Here is a 16624-nt window from a genome sequence, read left to right as displayed (position 1 = left end):
TTGATCTCCATGGGCGGCCTCATGCCATTTCGGCGGCGTGGGGCACAAGGGCCAGCACCTCGTCGAAGGCCCCGGCGTCGAGCTCGGGCACGGCCGAAGGGCTCTCTATCGCAAGAACGGCGGCGGCGATGCCTTCCCGCAGCGCGGCATCGAGCCGCAAGCCGCGCATCAGCGCGACCGTCGTCGCACCCGCCAGCGCGTCGCCCGCGCCGGTGACGTCGACGATCCTGCGCGGGGCAGGGGGCGCGATGGCGACGAGGCCGCCGTCGTCGAAGGCAAAGACAGCACTTCCGCCCGCCGTGACCACGCCGCGCTCGAGGCCGGCGGCGCGCAGGCCCCGGATAAACTCCTCCGGCGTGGAATCGGCCGCGATGCCGGCCAGCACCGCAGCCTCGCGCCGGTTCATATAGAGGCACGACAGCCTGTCGAGGATCGGTCCGAGCCGCACCGCCTTGGCCGGCGAGATCGCGATGGCGAAGAGGGGCTTGTCGGCAATCTCGGCGAGCTTCGAGAGTGCGGCTTCCGGCAGGTTGGCGTCGCACAGCACGGCATCCGCGCCTTCCACCGCCTCGCGCGCCTTGGCGCGCCTGAGCTGCTTGGCGAAGGCCAGTTCGTAGAGCTCCATGTCGGCAAGTGCGGCCACCACGTCGCCGTCGCGGTCGAGCAGCGCGGTGTAGCTGGGCGTGGCGCGGTCGAGGAAGATCGTCGACAGGTCCTCGATGCCGCTGGCAGCGATCGCGGCTGCGACCGCGTCGCCCGCCGCGTCGCCGCCGCGCATCGACATCATCGCGCCGGTGGCGCCGCGCTGCACCGCGCCGCGCAGGGCGTTGAAGGCGCCACCGCCGACATCCTCGCTCATCGAGCCGGGGATCGACGCGCCCGGCACGAAAGGGGCCGTCATCCGGCCGCGTCGGTCCACATGCGCGCCGCCGACGGCGAGGATTTTCGGTGCAGTCATCGGTGCGCTATCCGGCAGAATTTCGAAGCCGCGAACTTAATTCGCTCATGCCGGTGCAGCAACCGTGGCGAATCGCCTTGCATGTGGAATATTCGTCGGCGCGATTGCTGCCGCCTGCGACATGGCATCACGCATGCAGCCGAAACGAAAAAAGAACACATGATAAAATGGTACGCTATTTCAATAAGTTGACAGCTATTGCCAAATGAGAACAAAACAGATACAAATTTGGCTCGACATTGGATCGAGCGGCCTTCATTGATGACCAGGGGGTGATGTATCATGGCGCAGAATTCGTTGCGGCTTGTAGAGGACAATTCGGTGGACAAATCTAAGGCTCTGGACGCGGCGCTGTCGCAGATCGAACGCGCCTTCGGCAAGGGCTCGATCATGCGGCTTGGCGCCAACGAGCAGGTTGTCGAGATCGGTACGGTCTCCACCGGTTCGCTCGGCCTCGACATCGCGCTCGGCGTCGGCGGCCTGCCGCGCGGTCGCATCATCGAGGTCTACGGTCCGGAAAGCTCCGGTAAGACGACGCTCGCCCTGCACACGGTCGCCGAGGCCCAGAAGAAGGGCGGCATCTGCGCCTTCGTCGACGCCGAACACGCGCTCGACCCGGTCTATGCCCGCAAGCTCGGCGTCGATCTTGAAAACCTTTTGATCTCGCAGCCCGATACGGGCGAGCAGGCGCTGGAGATCTGCGACACGCTGGTGCGTTCGGGCGCCATCGACGTGCTGGTGGTCGACTCGGTCGCGGCACTCACGCCGCGCGCCGAAATCGAGGGCGAGATGGGCGAGTCGCTGCCGGGCCTCCAGGCCCGCCTGATGAGCCAGGCGCTGCGCAAGCTCACCGCGTCGATCTCGCGCTCCAACACCATGGTCATCTTCATCAACCAGATCCGCATGAAGATCGGCGTCATGTACGGTTCGCCGGAAACCACCACCGGCGGCAACGCGCTCAAGTTCTACGCCTCCGTCCGCCTCGACATCCGCCGCATCGGCTCGGTCAAGGACCGCGACGAGGTCGTCGGCAACCAGACCCGCGTCAAGGTCGTCAAGAACAAGCTGGCGCCGCCCTTCAAGCAGGTCGAGTTCGACATCATGTATGGCGAGGGCGTGTCGAAGACCGGCGAACTCATCGACCTCGGCGTCAAGGCCGGCGTCGTCGAGAAGTCGGGCGCCTGGTTCTCCTACAATTCGCAGCGCCTTGGCCAGGGGCGCGAGAATGCCAAGCAGTTCCTGCGCAACAATCCCGAGACGGCGCGCGAGATCGAGACTGCGCTGCGCCAGAATGCCGGCCTGATCGCCGAGAAGTTCCTCGAGAACGGCTCGCGCGAAGACTTCGAGGACGATGCCGGCGCCATGTAGGCGCGTGGCGGCGGAGGCACGGTTTCCGCCGCCTCCCGCTAGGACTGCAGCTTCCAGGGATGACCGCCGGCCGTCGCGCCGGCGGTTTTCGTTTGGGCCAGGCTGATTCGCCGGCCGAACTGCCTGCAAATGCCGGATTTCCGGCTCCGAGGACGTCCGGGGTTTCTGGACAGGGTAAGGGTGGACGGCTAAAAGGCCAGTTCCAAATTCCGCCGGGCAGAGGGCGGACATCTCGATCAGGGCGGCGACAAGGCGACAATATGAGTGGCGTAAACGAGATCCGGTCGGCATTCCTCGACTATTTCAAGAAGAACGGACACGAGATCGTATCCTCCAGTCCGCTGGTGCCGCGCAACGACCCCACGCTGATGTTCACCAACGCCGGCATGGTGCAGTTCAAGAACGTCTTCACCGGGCTCGAGACGCGCCCCTATTCGCGCGCCGCCACCGCGCAGAAATGCGTCCGCGCCGGCGGCAAGCACAACGACCTCGACAATGTCGGCTACACCGCTCGCCATCTCACCTTCTTCGAGATGCTCGGCAACTTCTCCTTCGGCGACTATTTCAAGGAACGCGCCATCGAGCTTGCCTGGAACCTGATCACCAAGGAGTTCGGGCTGAAGAAGGACAAGCTGCTCGTCACCGTCTACCACACCGACGACGAGGCGGCGAACCACTGGAAGAAGATCGCCGGCTTCTCCGACGACCGCATCATCCGCATCGCCACCTCGGACAATTTCTGGGCGATGGGCGATACCGGCCCCTGCGGCCCGTGCTCGGAAATCTTCATCGACCGCGGCGAGCATATCTGGGGCGGCCCTCCCGGCAGCCCCGAGGAGGACGGCGACCGCTTCCTCGAGTTCTGGAACCTCGTCTTCATGCAGTACGAGCAGGTGACGAAGGACGAGCGCATCGACCTGCCGCGTCCGTCGATCGACACCGGCATGGGCCTCGAGCGCATGGCCTCGATCATGCAGGGCGTGGAGAGCGTCTTCGAGACCGACCTGTTCCGTCACCTCGTCGACACCACGTCGTCGGCGATAGGGCGCGGCCCGGATGAGAGCAATGTCGGCTCCTACCGCGTGATCGCCGACCACCTGCGTTCGTCCTGCTTCCTCGTCGCCGATGGCGTCCTGCCGTCCAACGAAGGCCGCGGTTACGTGCTTCGCCGCATCATGCGCCGCGCCATGCGCCATGCGCAGCTGCTCGGCGCAAGCGAGCCGCTGATGTGGAAGCTGGTCCCGGCGCTGGTGCGCGAGATGGGCCAGGCCTATCCAGAGCTCGGCCGCGGCGAGGCGCTCATCACCGAGACGCTCAAGCTGGAGGAAACCCGCTTCAGGAAGACGCTCGCCCGCGGCCTCGGCCTCCTGGCCGACGCCACCGAGACGCTGGGCTCCGGCGACATGCTCGACGGCGAGACGGCCTTCAAGCTCTACGACACCTACGGCTTCCCGCTTGACCTGACGCAGGACGCGCTGCGCCAGCGCCACATCTCGGTCGATCTCGCCGGCTTCAACGACGCGATGGAGCGGCAGAAGGCCGAGGCCCGCGCCAACTGGACGGGGTCGGGCGAAGCGGCGACCGAGGCAGTCTGGTTCGCAGTTCGCGAGAAGGCCGGCGCGACCGACTTCCTGGGATACGAGACGGAGCAGGCCGAAGGCGTGATCCTGACGCTCATCAGGGACGGAGCCGTCGTCGATGCGGCGAAGGAGGGCGAGGACGTCGCCATCGTCGTCAACCAGACGCCGTTCTACGGCGAGTCCGGCGGCCAGATGGGCGACACCGGCACGATCTCGGGCGAAGGCTTCGCCATCGAGGTGACGGATACGCAGAAGAAGGCCGACGGCCTGTTCGTCCACTACGGCAAGGTGACCAAGGGCTCGCTGAAGACCGGCGTCGCCGTCGAGCTGAAGGTCGACCACGCCCGCCGCTCGAGGCTGCGCGCCAACCACTCGGCCACCCACCTCATCCACGAGGCGCTGCGCGAGGTGCTCGGCACCCATGTCGCGCAGAAGGGCTCGCTCGTGGCGCCCGAGCGCCTGCGTTTCGACATCTCGCACAACAAGCCGATTTCCGCCGAGGAACTCGAGGAAGTCGAGCGCATGTCGAATGAGATCGTCGTCCAGAACAGCCCGGTGACGACCCGCCTGATGACCGTGGACGACGCCATTGCCGAGGGTGCGATGGCGCTGTTCGGCGAGAAGTACGGCGACGAGGTCCGCGTCGTATCGATGGGCACCGGCCTGCACGGCGCCAAGGCCAACCGGCCCTATTCGGTCGAGCTCTGCGGCGGCACGCATGTGTCGGCCACCGGCGACATCGGCCTGGTGCGCATCGTCTCCGACGGCGCGGTCGCGGCCGGCGTGCGCCGCATCGAGGCGCTGACGGGCGATGCCGCCCGCCGCCACCTCGACGAGCAGGACCGCCGCCTCAAGTCGGTCGCGGCATCCCTCAAGGTGGCGCCCGGCGACGTGCTCGCCCGCGTCGAGGCGCTGCTCGACGAGCGCAAGAAGCTCGAGAGGGAACTCACCGACGCCCGCAAGAAGCTCGCAATGGGCGGCGGTGCGGGCGGCTCGGCCGATGCGGTGCGCGACATCGCGGGTGTGAAGTATCTCGGCAAGGTGGTCTCCGGCGTCGATCCCAAGGATCTCAAGGGTCTCGCCGACGAAGGCAAGGCCGGCATCGGTTCGGGCGTCGTCACGCTGATCGGCGTGTCCGAAGACGGCAAGGCAAGTGCTGTCGTCGCCGTCACGGCCGACCTCGTCGGCCGCTTCAGCGCCGTCGACCTGGTGCGTGTTGCTTCCGCAGCCCTCGGCGGCAAGGGCGGCGGCGGGCGGCCCGACATGGCCCAGGCCGGCGGTCCCGACGCCACCAAGGCCGACGACGCCGTCGAGGCGGTCGCCGGGGCGATGGCCGGCTGATCGCACCGGCCCACGCGAATCTCACGGTTCTGAAAAGGCGGAGGCTTCGGCTTCCGCCTTTTTCATTTGGGGGCAGGCACCACCCTTCCTCATCCCGAGGCGCCCGCGAAGCGGGCCTCGCAGGACGCACGGGAACAGCGCGCCGTGAAAAGAAAGAAGCCCCGGTTCGCTCCGGGGCTTTTGTCGTTTCAGAAGGCTGGGATCAGCCCATCGCCTTCTGCAGGTTCTCGTCGATCTTGTCGAGGAAGCCGGTGGTCGACAGCCAGGGCTGGTCCGGACCGATCAGCAGCGACAGGTCCTTGGTCATGAAGCCGCTCTCGACGGTCTGGATGCAGACCTTTTCGAGCGTCTCGGCAAAGCGCTTCAGCTCGGCGTTCTCGTCGAGCTTGGCGCGGTGCGCCAGGCCACGGGTCCAGGCGAAGATCGAGGCGATAGAGTTGGTCGAGGTTTCCTCGCCCTTCTGGTGCTGGCGGTAGTGGCGGGTCACGGTGCCGTGCGCGGCCTCCGCTTCCACGGTCTTGCCATCTGGCGTCATCAGCACCGAGGTCATCAGGCCGAGCGAGCCGAACCCTTGCGCCACCGTGTCCGACTGCACGTCGCCGTCATAGTTCTTGCACGCCCAGACATAGCCGCCCGACCACTTCAGGCTGGATGCGACCATGTCGTCGATCAGGCGGTGTTCGTACCAGAGCTTGCGTGCCTTGAACTCGGCCTCGAATTCCTTTTCGTACACTTCCTGGAAGATGTCCTTGAAGCGGCCGTCATAGGCCTTGAGGATGGTGTTCTTGGTCGACAGATAGACCGGATAGTTGCGCAGCAGGCCGTAGTTCAGCGAGGCACGGGCGAATTCGCGGATCGACTCGTCGAGGTTGTACATGGCCATCGCCACGCCGGCGCCCGGCGCGTCGAACACGTCGTGCTCGATCACCTGGCCGTCGTCGCCGACGAACTTGATCGACAGCTTGCCCTTGCCGGGGAACTTGAAATCGGTCGCCTTGTACTGGTCGCCGAAGGCGTGACGGCCGACGATGATCGGCTTGGTCCACCCCGGCACCAGGCGCGGCACGTTCTTCATGATGATCGGCTCGCGGAAGATGGTGCCGCCGAGGATGTTGCGGATCGTGCCGTTGGGCGACTTCCACATCTTCTTGAGCTTGAACTCCTCGACGCGCTGCTCGTCGGGGGTGATGGTCGCGCACTTCACGCCCACGCCCCACTTGTTGATGGCGTTGGCGGCGTCGATCGTCACCTGGTCGTTGGTGGCGTCGCGGTGCTCGATGCCGAGGTCGTAATATTCGAGGTTCAGGTCGAGATAAGGGTGGATCAGCTTGTCCTTGATGAACTGCCAGATGATGCGGGTCATCTCGTCGCCGTCGAGTTCGACGACGGGGTTGGCCACCTTGATCTTCGCCATTGAAAGTGCCTCTTTCTGCTTGAAGCCGGTAGGCTCCGGAGCGTTCGTGGTAGGGAGTGCGGCCCCTATATCAAAGCCGACCGGACCGCGCAAATGATTGCAACCGCAACATTTGGCGCACTCCGCCGACAATGTATGAGAAGCGCCTGATCCGCTGCTTTTGCGGTGCTGGTCGCGCTATTTCTTCTTCTTGGCCCCAGGCTTCTTCGCGGGCATGGCGCCGACGAACCGCGACGCCATGGCGATCCATCGCTTGAGCGCGTCGTCGCCGAGCGCATCGGCCGCCACGATGATGAAGCCCTTCATCTCGCGGCCGGTGAAGTTCATGCGCGTGGCGCCAGGTTTGGACAGCGCCTCGGCTTCCTGCTCCTCGCCGACGCGGGCGAGCAGTGTGCCGTCCTTCATCGTGCCGACCATCATGTTGCCGTTGAGGGTGAAGCAGATGCCGCCGAACATGCGGATCTCGCCGATATTGGGGTCTTCGCCCACCACTGCCCGGATGCGTTCCGCCAGATCGCTCATGCGCCCGTTCCTTACCGGAACTTCATTTTCCGCGCCGAATATGTCAGGGACGCGCAAAAGTCGCAATTTTTGGTTCAATCGCATCCATGTCCGCCACAGAAGCACCCCAGCCATCCGCCGCGCCCGTCATCATCCTCGTCGAGCCGCAGCTTGGCGAAAACATCGGCATGGTGGCGCGCGCCATGGCCAATTTCGGCGTCACCGAACTCAGGCTCGTCAATCCGCGCGACGGCTGGCCGAACGAGAAGGCGCGGGCGGCTGCCAGCCGTGCTGACCATGTCATCGACGGCGTCGTGGTCTTCCCCGACCTTGCCTCGGCGATTGCCGACCTCAATTTCGTCTTTGCCACCACCGCGCGCGAGCGCGACGGCTTCAAGGAAGTCCGCGGCCCGGTCGAGGCGGGCAGGGCGCTTCGGACACGCAGCGTCTCCGGCCAGCGCACCGGCATCCTGTTCGGGCGCGAGCGCTTCGGCCTCTACAACGAGGAGGTCGGACTTGCCGACGAGATCGTCACCTTCCCGGTCGATCCCGGCTTTTCCTCGCTCAACATCGCCCAGGCGGTGCTGCTCATGTCTTACGAGTGGATGAAGTCGGGGCTGGAGGACGAGACCAGGACCAATTTCTCCGGCCCTGAGATGATGCCCGCGACCAAGCAGCAGCTGCAGGGCCTGTTCGACCATCTCGAAGCCGCGCTCGAATCCCGCGGCTATTTCCGCCCCGCGGCCAAGAAGCCGAAGATGGTCGACAATCTGCGCGCCGTTTTGACCCGCGCCGGTTTCCACGAGCCCGAGCTCAAGGTGCTGCGCGGCGTCGTAGCCTCGCTCGACTATTTCTCGCCCAAGGAGCCGCGCGGCGCCGGCTACCCCGAGCGCAAGGCCAAGGTCGACCATGCCGCGCATGCGGCGGCCAAGGATGATGACGACGACGAAACGCCGCCAGCCGGCGGCAAGGGGCTCGACAATGACTGACCGCCCGATCCTGATGTTCGATTCGGGCATCGGGGGACTGACCGTGCTGCGCGAGGCGCGCGTGCTCATGCCCGACCGTCGCTTCGTCTATGTCGCCGACGACGCCGCCTTTCCTTATGGCAACTGGGAGGAGCCGGCGCTGAAGCAGCGCATCCTCGGCCTGTTCGCCGAACTGCTCGAACGCTTCAAGCCGGAGCTGTCGGTGATCCCTTGCAACACTGCGTCCACGCTGGTGATCGAGGCGATCCGCGAGCGCTTCCCCGGCCATCCTTTCGTCGGCACCGTGCCGGCGATCAAGCCGGCGGCCGAGCGCACCCGCTCGGGCCTCGTGTCGGTGCTTGCCACGCCAGGCACCGTGAAGCGGCAATATACCCGCGATCTCATCACCCAATGGGCGTCCAAGTGCCATGTCCGGCTCGTCGGCAGCCAGAAGCTGGCGGCCCTCGCCGAGACCTACATGCGCGAGGGTTTCGTCGACGAGCAGGCCGTCGCCGAGGAGATCGCCCCGTGCTTCGTCGAGCAGGACGGCCGGCGCACCGACATCGTCGTGCTCGCCTGCACGCACTATCCGTTCCTGGTCAACCGCATGCGCAAGACCGCGCCCTGGCCGGTCGACTGGATCGATCCGGCCGAGGCGATCGCGCGGCGGGCCCTGTCGCTGCTCGACGGTTCGCAGGCGGCGCGGACGGTCGAGCCCGACCTTGCCGTCTTCACTTCGGGCAGGGCCGATTTCGCCACGCGCCGCCTCATGCAGGGCTTTGGCCTGACGGTCTGAGCGGAACATCGGCTCCTGGCAGGCGTTTCCGTTGCTCAGCGGAAGGAGATGCGACATGCCTGCCACATCCAGAGCCCAGCAGAAGGCTGCCGGCGCGGCGCTCGCCGCCAAGCGCGGCGAGATCAAGAAGAGCGAACTCTTCGGTGCCTCGAAGGAAATGTACGAATCGATGACCGAGAAGGAACTCGAGGAGTTCGCCGAGACGAAGCACAAGGGTCTGCCCGAGCACAAGGCAAAGCACTGAGCCCGCCAGTTTTTCTGTGCGCCCTCAGTAGCCCGCGGTGAAGCGCCTGCCCGTGTGTTGCGGCGCCTCCGCCTCGTCGACGATCGCGACGGCCAGGTCCTCGACCGAAATATGGCTCTTGCCGTCCGCATCAAAGACCGGCTGGTCGCCACCGAGGCGGAACTGTCCGGTGCGCTTGCCCGGCGCGAGATGGATGGCGGGCGAGACGAACGACCATTCGAGACCGGCCTGGCCGCGCAGGTCCGCGAGCGCGTCGCGGGCGGCGCGCGCGCCGTCCTTGTATTCGGCCGGGAATTCGGGGCCGTCGACGAGTTGCTTGCCGCCGATCTCCAGGCTGCCGGCGCCGCCGATCACGACGATGCGCTTGCCTGCGGCCGTCGCAGCCGCCGCGATCGCCTTCGATCCGGCGAAATGCTTGTCATAGATCTCCGGGTCGCCCCATCCGCCGTTGAATGCCGAAACGACGACGTCGCTGCCGGCGATGGCCGCATTCAGGGCGTCGGCGTCGGTGATGTCGGCTTTCACCGCGTCCACGCCGTCCAGCTTGGCCACCTTCTCGGGCTTGCGGACGATTGCCGTCACCTTGTGGCCGCGCGAGGCGGCTTCCTTGAGCACTGCGCCGCCGACGAATCCGGATGCGCCGATGAGTGCGATCTTCATGCTTGTTCTCCTTCGCGCCGCTTTGCCTTTGCCGGGCAAGGCGGGTATGGTCTGTAATCAGGTTACCAACGATAACCATATAGACTCGACGCAAAGGCCCGAAAAGAACGCATGATTTCGTGCCCAGGTTACCCGGAGAGAACTGCATGAACGCTCCCGCCAGGCCCAAGGAGACGGCAGCCCCGCTGCTGCACGCCACGCCCGGCTTCGAAAGCGACGGTCGCAGCTGTCCGATACGCGATGTGCTGGATCGCGTCGGCGACACCTGGAGCCTGATGGTCATCATCAACCTGCAGGAGCAGCCGGTGCGCTTCAACGCGCTGAAGCGGGCGATAGAGGGCATTTCCCAGCGCATGCTGACGGTGACGCTGCGCTCGCTCGAACGCGACGGGCTGGTGCGCCGCACCGTGCGCCCGACGATGCCGCCAGAGGTGGAATACGGGCTGACCGAGCTCGGCCAGTCGATCGCCGTGCCCATCGGCGCGCTCGGCGGCTGGGCCGCCGCCAACCGCGACCGGATGCGCAGTGCCCGCGAGGCTTTCGACGCGCCCGGCTGACCGGCGTGCATGAAACGGAATGCGGCGGTCGCGTTCGGCTCCTAACCTCATGGCGAAGCCGAGAGGAGTGAGCGGATGGACGCCCGTCGCACGCAGGCACCGGACATCGTCGAAAACCTTGATTGGGGTAAGATCCTTGGCGAACTCGACGAGTTCGGCGTTGCCCCTACAGGCCCGTTGCTCGACCGCGAGGCCTGCCGCGCTCTGCGGGCGCTCTACGACGCCGACCGGCATTTCCGCAGCCGCATCGTCATGCAGCGCCACGGTTTCGGCGCCGGCGAGTACAAATATTTCGCCGATCCGCTGCCAGATACCATCTCGGCGCTGCGCCATGCCTTCTACGAGCGGCTTGCGCCCTTCGCCAACCGGTGGAACGAGCGCATGGGCATCGCGCGCCGCTACCCCTCCGAGCTCGACGCCTTCCTCGCCGAATGCCATGCCGACGGCCAGGTCAGGCCGACGCCGCTGCTGCTCAAATATGGCGCAGGCGACTACAACTGCCTGCACCAGGATGTCTATGGAACCCATCTCTTCCCGGTTCAGCTGGTGATTCTCCTGAGCGATACGGGCGAGGAGTTCGACGGCGGCGAATTCGTCATGACCGAGCAGCGCCCGCGCATGCAGTCGCGCGCCGAGGTCGTGCCGCTGCGCATGGGAGAGGGGGCACTATTCGCCGTCAACGACCGGCCCAAGGCTGGAAGCCGCGGCGACTACCGGGTAAGGATGCGCCATGGTGTCAGCCGCGTCCGCCGTGGCGAGCGCTTCACCCTCGGCATCATCTTCCACGACGCGAAATGAGCCGGGGCGGCCTGCAGCGTTGACAATCCCGGCCGTTTACCCTAGTTAGCCGCCAACGCCGGGCCGAAACGCCCGGTGTTTCATTTGACGTGTCCCGTGGACCTTTTCCGCAAAGCGTGCGTGGAAGGTCCTGTCAGGTCCCGAAAACGGGGGCCAGAGGAGGGCGCGTTTTCCTCGCCTGGAACGTGAAGTTCCGGGTGCAACGTTTTGAAGGGAAATGCGATGAGCAAGCGCGAATCCGCGAAATACAAGATCGATCGCCGTCTTGGCGAGAACATCTGGGGCCGCCCGAAGTCCCCGGTCAACAAGCGTGAATACGGCCCCGGCCAGCATGGCCAGCGCCGCAAGGGCAAGATGTCGGACTTCGGTCTGCAGCTGCGCGCCAAGCAGAAGCTGAAGGGTCACTACGGTGACGTTTCCGAGAAGCAGTTCCGCAAGACCTACGAAGAGGCCAACCGCCGCAAGGGCGACACCTCCGAGAACCTGATCGGCCTGCTCGAGTCGCGCCTGGATGCGGTCGTCTACCGCGCCAAGTTCGTGCCGACCATTTTCGCGGCCCGTCAGTTCGTCAACCACGGCCACGTCAACGTCAACGGCAAGCGCACCAACATCTCGTCCTACCGCTGCAAGGCTGGCGACGTCATCGAGGTCCGCGAGAAGTCGAAGCAGCTGGTCATCGTTCTCGAGTCCGTCGCTCTCGCCGAGCGTGACGTTCCGGACTACATCGAAGTCGACCACAACAAGATGGTCGCCACCTTCGCCCGCGTTCCGGGCCTGTCGGACGTGCCGTTCGCCGTCCAGATGGAACCGAACCTCGTCGTCGAATTCTATTCGCGCTAATCCGTTCGGATCAGCATCGAATTTCGAAGAGCGGCCGGCAACGGCCGCTCTTTTCGTTTACGGCGGGCTCCGGGCGCGTCTTGCGCCGAACCGCGATTTGCGGAATACCGCAGGCGACGGGCCGCCGGAGTTTGGCGGCGCCCGTGGAGTTTTGAGGACCGGACCGATGGGCATTCACGAGCAGGACGCGCTGGCCGAGCCGGAAGACGTCAACTTCCCGCTCTATCGCGATGCGCCTTCGTCTGTGGAGTTCAACAAGCTGCGCAAGCGCCTGCTTCGCCTGACTCGCCAGGCGATCGAGGACTACGCCATGGCCAAGGCCGGCGAGCGCTGGCTTGTGGCGCTGTCGGGCGGCAAGGATTCCTACGGCCTGCTCGCCGTGCTGCTCGATCTCAAATGGCGCGGCCTGCTGCCGGTCGAACTGCTCGCCTGCAACCTCGACCAGGGGCAGCCGAACTTTCCGAAGAACGTGCTGCCCGACTATCTCGATGCCAACGGCATCGCCCACCGCATCGAGTATCGCGACACCTATTCCATCGTCACCGACAAGCTCGCCGAGGGCAGCACCTACTGCTCGCTGTGCTCGCGCCTGCGCCGCGGCCATCTCTACCGCATCGCCCGCGAGGAGGGCTGCTCGTCGCTGGTGCTCGGCCACCATCGCGAGGACATCCTCGAGACCTTCTTCATGAACCTGTTCCATGGCGGCCGCCTCGCCGCCATGCCGCCCAAGCTCCTCAACGACGAGGGCGACGTCATGGTGCTCCGCCCGCTGGCCTTCTGCGCCGAGGCCGACATGGCCAGGTTCGCCGACGCCATGAAGTTCCCGATCATCCCCTGCGACCTCTGCGGCAGCCAGGAAGGGCTCCAGCGCAACGCCATGAAGGCGATGCTCGACGACATCGAGCGCCGCATGCCCGGCCGCAAGGACACCATGATCCGCGCGCTCGCCAATGTGCGGCCGTCGCACATGCTCGACCGCAACCTGTTTGATTTCGCCGGGCTCGGCCCCGCAGCTGTGGCTGAAATGTGACTCGCCCTTGAGTTGTATGGCGTAGCACTGCTTCGCGGTTGAACTGGCGTACTTCCCCACTTAACGTAGCGTTAAGTTCTTTGGGGGGAACGCAATGAAAATCCTGTCGGTATTGGCGGTATTCGCTGGTTTTCTGCACTTTACCAACCAGTCGGCGGCGCAAGTTGAATATGTTCGTGTCTGCGACACCTATGGCGTAGGCTTCTTCTACCTTCCCGGCACCGAGAAGTGCTACCGTCCCGCTGATGGCCAGATACGCTACGAGACGGCAGACGGCACCGTCGTAACGGAGACGGCCCTGGCCGCCCGCGTTCGCGACGTCGAGAGCGACGCCGCGATCTCCAACGCGCTCGAGGATCCCGATCTCGTCCAGGGCGAACGCTTCGGCGTCAGGGTGAACTGGGGCGCCGCCGGTTCGCAAAATGCCGCCGGCATCACCGGTTCCGTCGTGCTTGGGGAAAACCTGTTTGGCGAGACCGGCCGGCTGACGGGCAGCGGCGGTATCGGCTTCACCGGTGGCCGCGCCGGCGGCCGTGCCGGCATGCAACTGACCTGGTGAATTCCGGCCGGCTTGCCTGGGGTGGGATCGCAGGGCTGCGGTCCATGAAAGCGCCCGATGACAAGCCGAAGGACGCATGTCCCTGACGGGACGTTGTCTGCGGGGGGCGGACACATGACCAGATCTATGAAGAGCTTGGCTCTCGCCGCCGCGATGCTGGCGCCACAGGCTGCCGGCGCCGCGCCGCTCGAATACGTCCGGGTCTGCAGTACTTACGGCCCCGGATTCTTCTACATACCGGGTACGGACCGGTGCTATCGGCCGAGCGACGGCCAGATACGCTACGAGACGGAGGATGGGACGGTCGTTACCCAGACGCCTTTTGCCGCCCGGCTCGATGAACTCGAGGCCGCGGCCGCGATCTCCAATGCGCTCGAGGATCCCGACCTCGTCGCGGGCGAGACCTTCGGCCTGCGCCTCAACCTGGGCGTGGCGGGGTCGCAATATGCCGTTGGCATTACCGGCGCTTTCATGTTGAGCGACGAAGTGGCGGGCAAGGGGACCCGGCTGACGGGCAGCGGCGGGCTGGGCTTTGCCGATGGGCAGGTCGGGGCTCGCATCGGTCTTCAACTCGCCTGGTGAATCCCGTCTTCAAGACAAGAGACAGAGCGTTTCCGCGATTCGAAGAAGAGCGGAAACGCTCCAGGATCTCATCCTGCGCCTTCGTTACGGAGCTTTCGGCGCGTTCGGCGCGCCGAACAGCCTGCCGCGCTCGGCGATCAGCACCATGACCAGGCCGAGAAGGGCGACGCCGCAGTAGCCTGCGGCCAGCGGCCTGACTGTGCCGTCGAAGGCCTGGCCGATCAGCGCGCCGATCAGCCCGCCGCCCACCGTCTGCAGGAAACCCTGTACCGACGAGGCCGTTCCGGCAAGATGCCCCAGCGGCTCCATGGCGATCGCGTTGAAGTTCGAGCCGATCCAGCCGAACTGGAACATCGCCGCGGCAAACAGGGCCACGAACACGGGGAAGGGCACCCAGCCGGTCAGCGACCAGGCGAACCAGACGGCGCTCACGGCAAGGAAGCCGAGCAGCGCGCCGTGCGACAGCCGGCGCATGCCGATCTTCACGACCAGCCGGGAATTGAGGAACGACGAGACCGACATCATCGCCGCGATGGCGGCGAACACCACCGGGAACCACACGCCGAGCCCGTAGATGCCGACATAGACCTGCTGCGCGGAATTGATGAAGCCGAACAGCGACCCGAAGATGATCATCGAGGCGAGCGTGTAGAACAGCGACACCCGGGTCGTCAGCACGATACGGAAGCCTTGGGCGATGGACAGGATGCTGAGCGGCCTGCGGTCCTCGGGATGCATGGTCTCGGGCAGGCGGAGCGCGGCCCACAGCGTGATCGCGAGCGCGATCAGCGACATGATGATGAAGATCATGTGCCATTCGGAAAACAGCATGACGAGCTGGCCGAGGCCCGGCGCGATCACCGGAATGATCATGAAGACCATGAACACCAGCGACATGATCTCGGCCATCTGCCGCCCGCCGTAGCGGTCGCGCACCACCGAGACGGCAATGACGCGCGTCGAGGCGGCACCAATGCCCTGGATGAAGCGCAGAGCCAGCAGGCTCTCGAAGGTCGGCGCGAAGGCAGCGGCAAACGCCGCCACGACGTAGATGGAAAGCCCGAACAGCAGCGGCTTGCGGCGGCCGAAACGGTCGGACGCGGGCCCGTAGAACAGCAGCGCCAGTCCCATGCCGGCGATGTAGGCGGTGATGACGAACTGACGGTGGTTCTCGCTCGCCACCCCGAGACTGGCGCCCATCTGCTGCAGCGCCGGCAGCATGATATCGATTGCAAGCGCGTTGACCGCCATCAGCGCCGCGCAGATTGCGATGAATTCCCAGCGGGGCAGGGGAAACAGCGCGTCGATCGCGTCCTGGGTATTCTTCTGTTCCATCGTCGAATCCGGTCCAAACGAAAATGCGCCGGAGAGCCGGCGCATCTCAGCTGCGGTGAGCCCCGAATGGACCGGAGCCGATGCTCTTGTCAGGCGGTCAGGCGGCGCCCTTGACGCTCACGCCCTTCTCCTGGAGGAACGACTGCAGTTCGCCGGCCTGGAACATCTCGCGGATGATGTCGCAACCGCCGACGAACTCGCCCTTGACGTAGAGCTGCGGGATGGTCGGCCAGTTGGAATAGTCCTTGATGCCCTGGCGAAGCTCGTTCGAGGTCAGAACGTTGACGCCCTTGTAGTCGACGCCGAGATAGTCGAGGATCTGCACGACCTGGCCGGAAAAGCCGCACTGCGGGAAGCCGGGCGTTCCCTTCATGAAGACCACGACGTCCTGGCTCTTCACTTCGCTGTCGATGTATTCGTTGATTCCGCTCATGGGCCCAAAACCTCAATCTGGCCGGACTGACGCACCGGCAATATCCGTTAGACTGCTAGCATCAGCCACTATGTGGTTGCAACAGTCGAACTTTCCAAGCCTTGAGCCAAGCCGGAAAAGCACAGCGGCATTCGCCAATCGTGCTGGCCCTGACGTCAGAAGCGCCCGGCCGGCCGTCTTTCCGCCGGTCAGTAGCCGCGCCGGCGGACCTTCGAGCGCGCGCGCGTGGTGCGCTTGCGGCTGGTCTGCTTCTTGGCTGGCCTCAGAAGCTTCTCGATCTGGCGCAGCGTCGCCGAACCCGAAGACGCCGTCCGCTTGCGCCGGCGCGTCCGCTTCGACGTGCTCGACGTCTTCCGCAGGATGTCCCTGAGCGCGCCGTCGACGACGCCCTCGACCAGGTCGCTCAGCAACGACATGACGCGGTCACTCCGGCACGCTGGTCTGCAGGGCGAGCGCATGCAGCACCCCGCCCATGTTGCCCTTTAGCGCGTCGTAGACCATCTGGTGCTGCTGCACGCGGCTCTTGCCGCGGAAGCTTTCCGACACGACCTCGGCGGCGTAGTGGTCGCCGTCGCCGGCGAGGTCGCGGATGGTCACCTTGGCGTCCGGAATGCCTTCCTTGATCAGTTTCTCGATGTCGTGGGCATCCATTGCCATGTC

The 16624-nt window shown here is 65.4% G+C and carries 19 protein-coding genes; 11 read left to right on the top strand and 8 right to left on the bottom strand.

From position 1 onward, the window contains the following. Nucleotides 1–19 precede the first annotated feature (19 nt). Nucleotides 20–958 (bottom strand): carbohydrate kinase family protein, encoded by a 939-nt coding sequence (locus PV773_RS13075; protein ID WP_347966757.1) that lies wholly within the window; start codon nt 956–958, stop codon nt 20–22. A 282-nt stretch (nt 959–1240) separates the two neighbouring features. Here PV773_RS13075 and recA point away from each other — a divergent pair, with 282 nt between their 5' ends. After that, nucleotides 1241–2326, top strand: coding sequence for a recombinase RecA (gene recA, locus PV773_RS13070; protein WP_347966756.1), 1086 nt, complete (start codon nt 1241–1243; stop codon nt 2324–2326). 260 nt (nt 2327–2586) lie between these two features. Beyond that, entirely contained in the window at nt 2587–5247 is a 2661-nt protein-coding gene (gene alaS, locus PV773_RS13065; RefSeq protein WP_347966755.1) for an alanine--tRNA ligase, read from the top strand. 202 nt (nt 5248–5449) lie between these two features. Here the strand turns inward: alaS and PV773_RS13060 are convergent, their stop codons facing one another. Further along, on the bottom strand, nt 5450–6661 hold the full coding sequence (locus PV773_RS13060) for an NADP-dependent isocitrate dehydrogenase (protein ID WP_347966754.1): 1212 nt from the start codon (nt 6659–6661) through the stop codon (nt 5450–5452). A 177-nt stretch (nt 6662–6838) separates the two neighbouring features. Next, nucleotides 6839–7183, bottom strand: coding sequence for a TfoX/Sxy family protein (locus PV773_RS13055; RefSeq protein ID WP_347966753.1), 345 nt, complete (start codon nt 7181–7183; stop codon nt 6839–6841). A gap of 86 nt (nt 7184–7269) precedes the next feature. On the opposite strand from PV773_RS13055, the gene PV773_RS13050 reads away from it, so the two are divergent. From PV773_RS13050 to PV773_RS13040, 3 genes are read left to right on the top strand one after another with little or no spacing between them, the layout of a single operon-like run. Further along, complete coding sequence (locus tag PV773_RS13050) at nt 7270–8151, top strand: RNA methyltransferase (RefSeq protein WP_347966752.1); 882 nt, start codon at nt 7270–7272, stop codon at nt 8149–8151. Continuing rightward, nucleotides 8144–8926, top strand: coding sequence for a glutamate racemase (gene murI / locus PV773_RS13045; RefSeq protein WP_347966751.1), 783 nt, complete (start codon nt 8144–8146; stop codon nt 8924–8926). Before PV773_RS13050 ends, murI begins: the two co-directional genes overlap by 8 nt. 55 nt (nt 8927–8981) lie before the next feature. Continuing rightward, a complete protein-coding gene (locus PV773_RS13040) occupies nt 8982–9170 on the top strand; it encodes a DUF3008 family protein (protein ID WP_347966750.1) in 189 nt (62 codons plus the stop codon). A gap of 24 nt (nt 9171–9194) precedes the next feature. On the opposite strand, the gene PV773_RS13035 is transcribed toward PV773_RS13040, so the two are convergent. Beyond that, entirely contained in the window at nt 9195–9830 is a 636-nt protein-coding gene (locus PV773_RS13035; protein WP_347966749.1) for an NAD(P)H-binding protein, read from the bottom strand. Between the two features lie 146 nt (nt 9831–9976). Between PV773_RS13035 and PV773_RS13030 the strand changes: the two genes are divergently transcribed. The 6 genes from PV773_RS13030 (at nt 9977) to PV773_RS13005 (ending at nt 14196) form a co-directional block, all read left to right on the top strand. Continuing rightward, nucleotides 9977–10387, top strand: coding sequence for a helix-turn-helix domain-containing protein (locus tag PV773_RS13030; RefSeq protein ID WP_347966748.1), 411 nt, complete (start codon nt 9977–9979; stop codon nt 10385–10387). 75 nt (nt 10388–10462) lie between these two features. Then, nucleotides 10463–11185, top strand: a complete 723-nt coding sequence (locus PV773_RS13025; protein WP_347966747.1) for a 2OG-Fe(II) oxygenase — start codon at nt 10463–10465, stop codon at nt 11183–11185. Between the two features lie 222 nt (nt 11186–11407). After that, complete coding sequence (rpsD, locus tag PV773_RS13020) at nt 11408–12025, top strand: 30S ribosomal protein S4 (protein ID WP_347966746.1); 618 nt, start codon at nt 11408–11410, stop codon at nt 12023–12025. Between the two features lie 166 nt (nt 12026–12191). Continuing rightward, a complete protein-coding gene (gene ttcA, locus PV773_RS13015) occupies nt 12192–13055 on the top strand; it encodes a tRNA 2-thiocytidine(32) synthetase TtcA (protein ID WP_347966745.1) in 864 nt (287 codons plus the stop codon). A 94-nt stretch (nt 13056–13149) separates the two neighbouring features. Next, nucleotides 13150–13614, top strand: a complete 465-nt coding sequence (locus PV773_RS13010; RefSeq protein WP_347966744.1) for a porin — start codon at nt 13150–13152, stop codon at nt 13612–13614. A gap of 114 nt (nt 13615–13728) precedes the next feature. Next, nucleotides 13729–14196 (top strand): porin, encoded by a 468-nt coding sequence (locus PV773_RS13005; protein WP_347966743.1) that lies wholly within the window; start codon nt 13729–13731, stop codon nt 14194–14196. 84 nt (nt 14197–14280) lie between these two features. Here the strand turns inward: PV773_RS13005 and PV773_RS13000 are convergent, their stop codons facing one another. From PV773_RS13000 to PV773_RS12985, 4 genes are all read right to left on the bottom strand, one after another. Beyond that, a complete protein-coding gene (locus PV773_RS13000) occupies nt 14281–15531 on the bottom strand; it encodes a multidrug effflux MFS transporter (protein WP_347966742.1) in 1251 nt (416 codons plus the stop codon). Nucleotides 15532–15628: 97 nt separating this feature from the next. Continuing rightward, nucleotides 15629–15964, bottom strand: a complete 336-nt coding sequence (grxD, locus tag PV773_RS12995; RefSeq protein WP_184697601.1) for a Grx4 family monothiol glutaredoxin — start codon at nt 15962–15964, stop codon at nt 15629–15631. 188 nt (nt 15965–16152) lie between these two features. Next, nucleotides 16153–16380, bottom strand: coding sequence for a hypothetical protein (locus PV773_RS12990; protein WP_347966741.1), 228 nt, complete (start codon nt 16378–16380; stop codon nt 16153–16155). Nucleotides 16381–16387: 7 nt separating this feature from the next. Then, entirely contained in the window at nt 16388–16621 is a 234-nt protein-coding gene (locus PV773_RS12985; RefSeq protein WP_340037588.1) for a BolA family transcriptional regulator, read from the bottom strand. Nucleotides 16622–16624 lie beyond the last annotated feature (3 nt).

The sequence above is a fragment of the Mesorhizobium sp. CC13 genome (assembly GCF_039907765.1).
GTDB lineage: Bacteria > Pseudomonadota > Alphaproteobacteria > Rhizobiales > Rhizobiaceae > Aminobacter.
The sequence above is the reverse complement of the archived record's forward strand: the minus strand, read 5'-3'. Positions and strand labels throughout refer to the sequence as shown.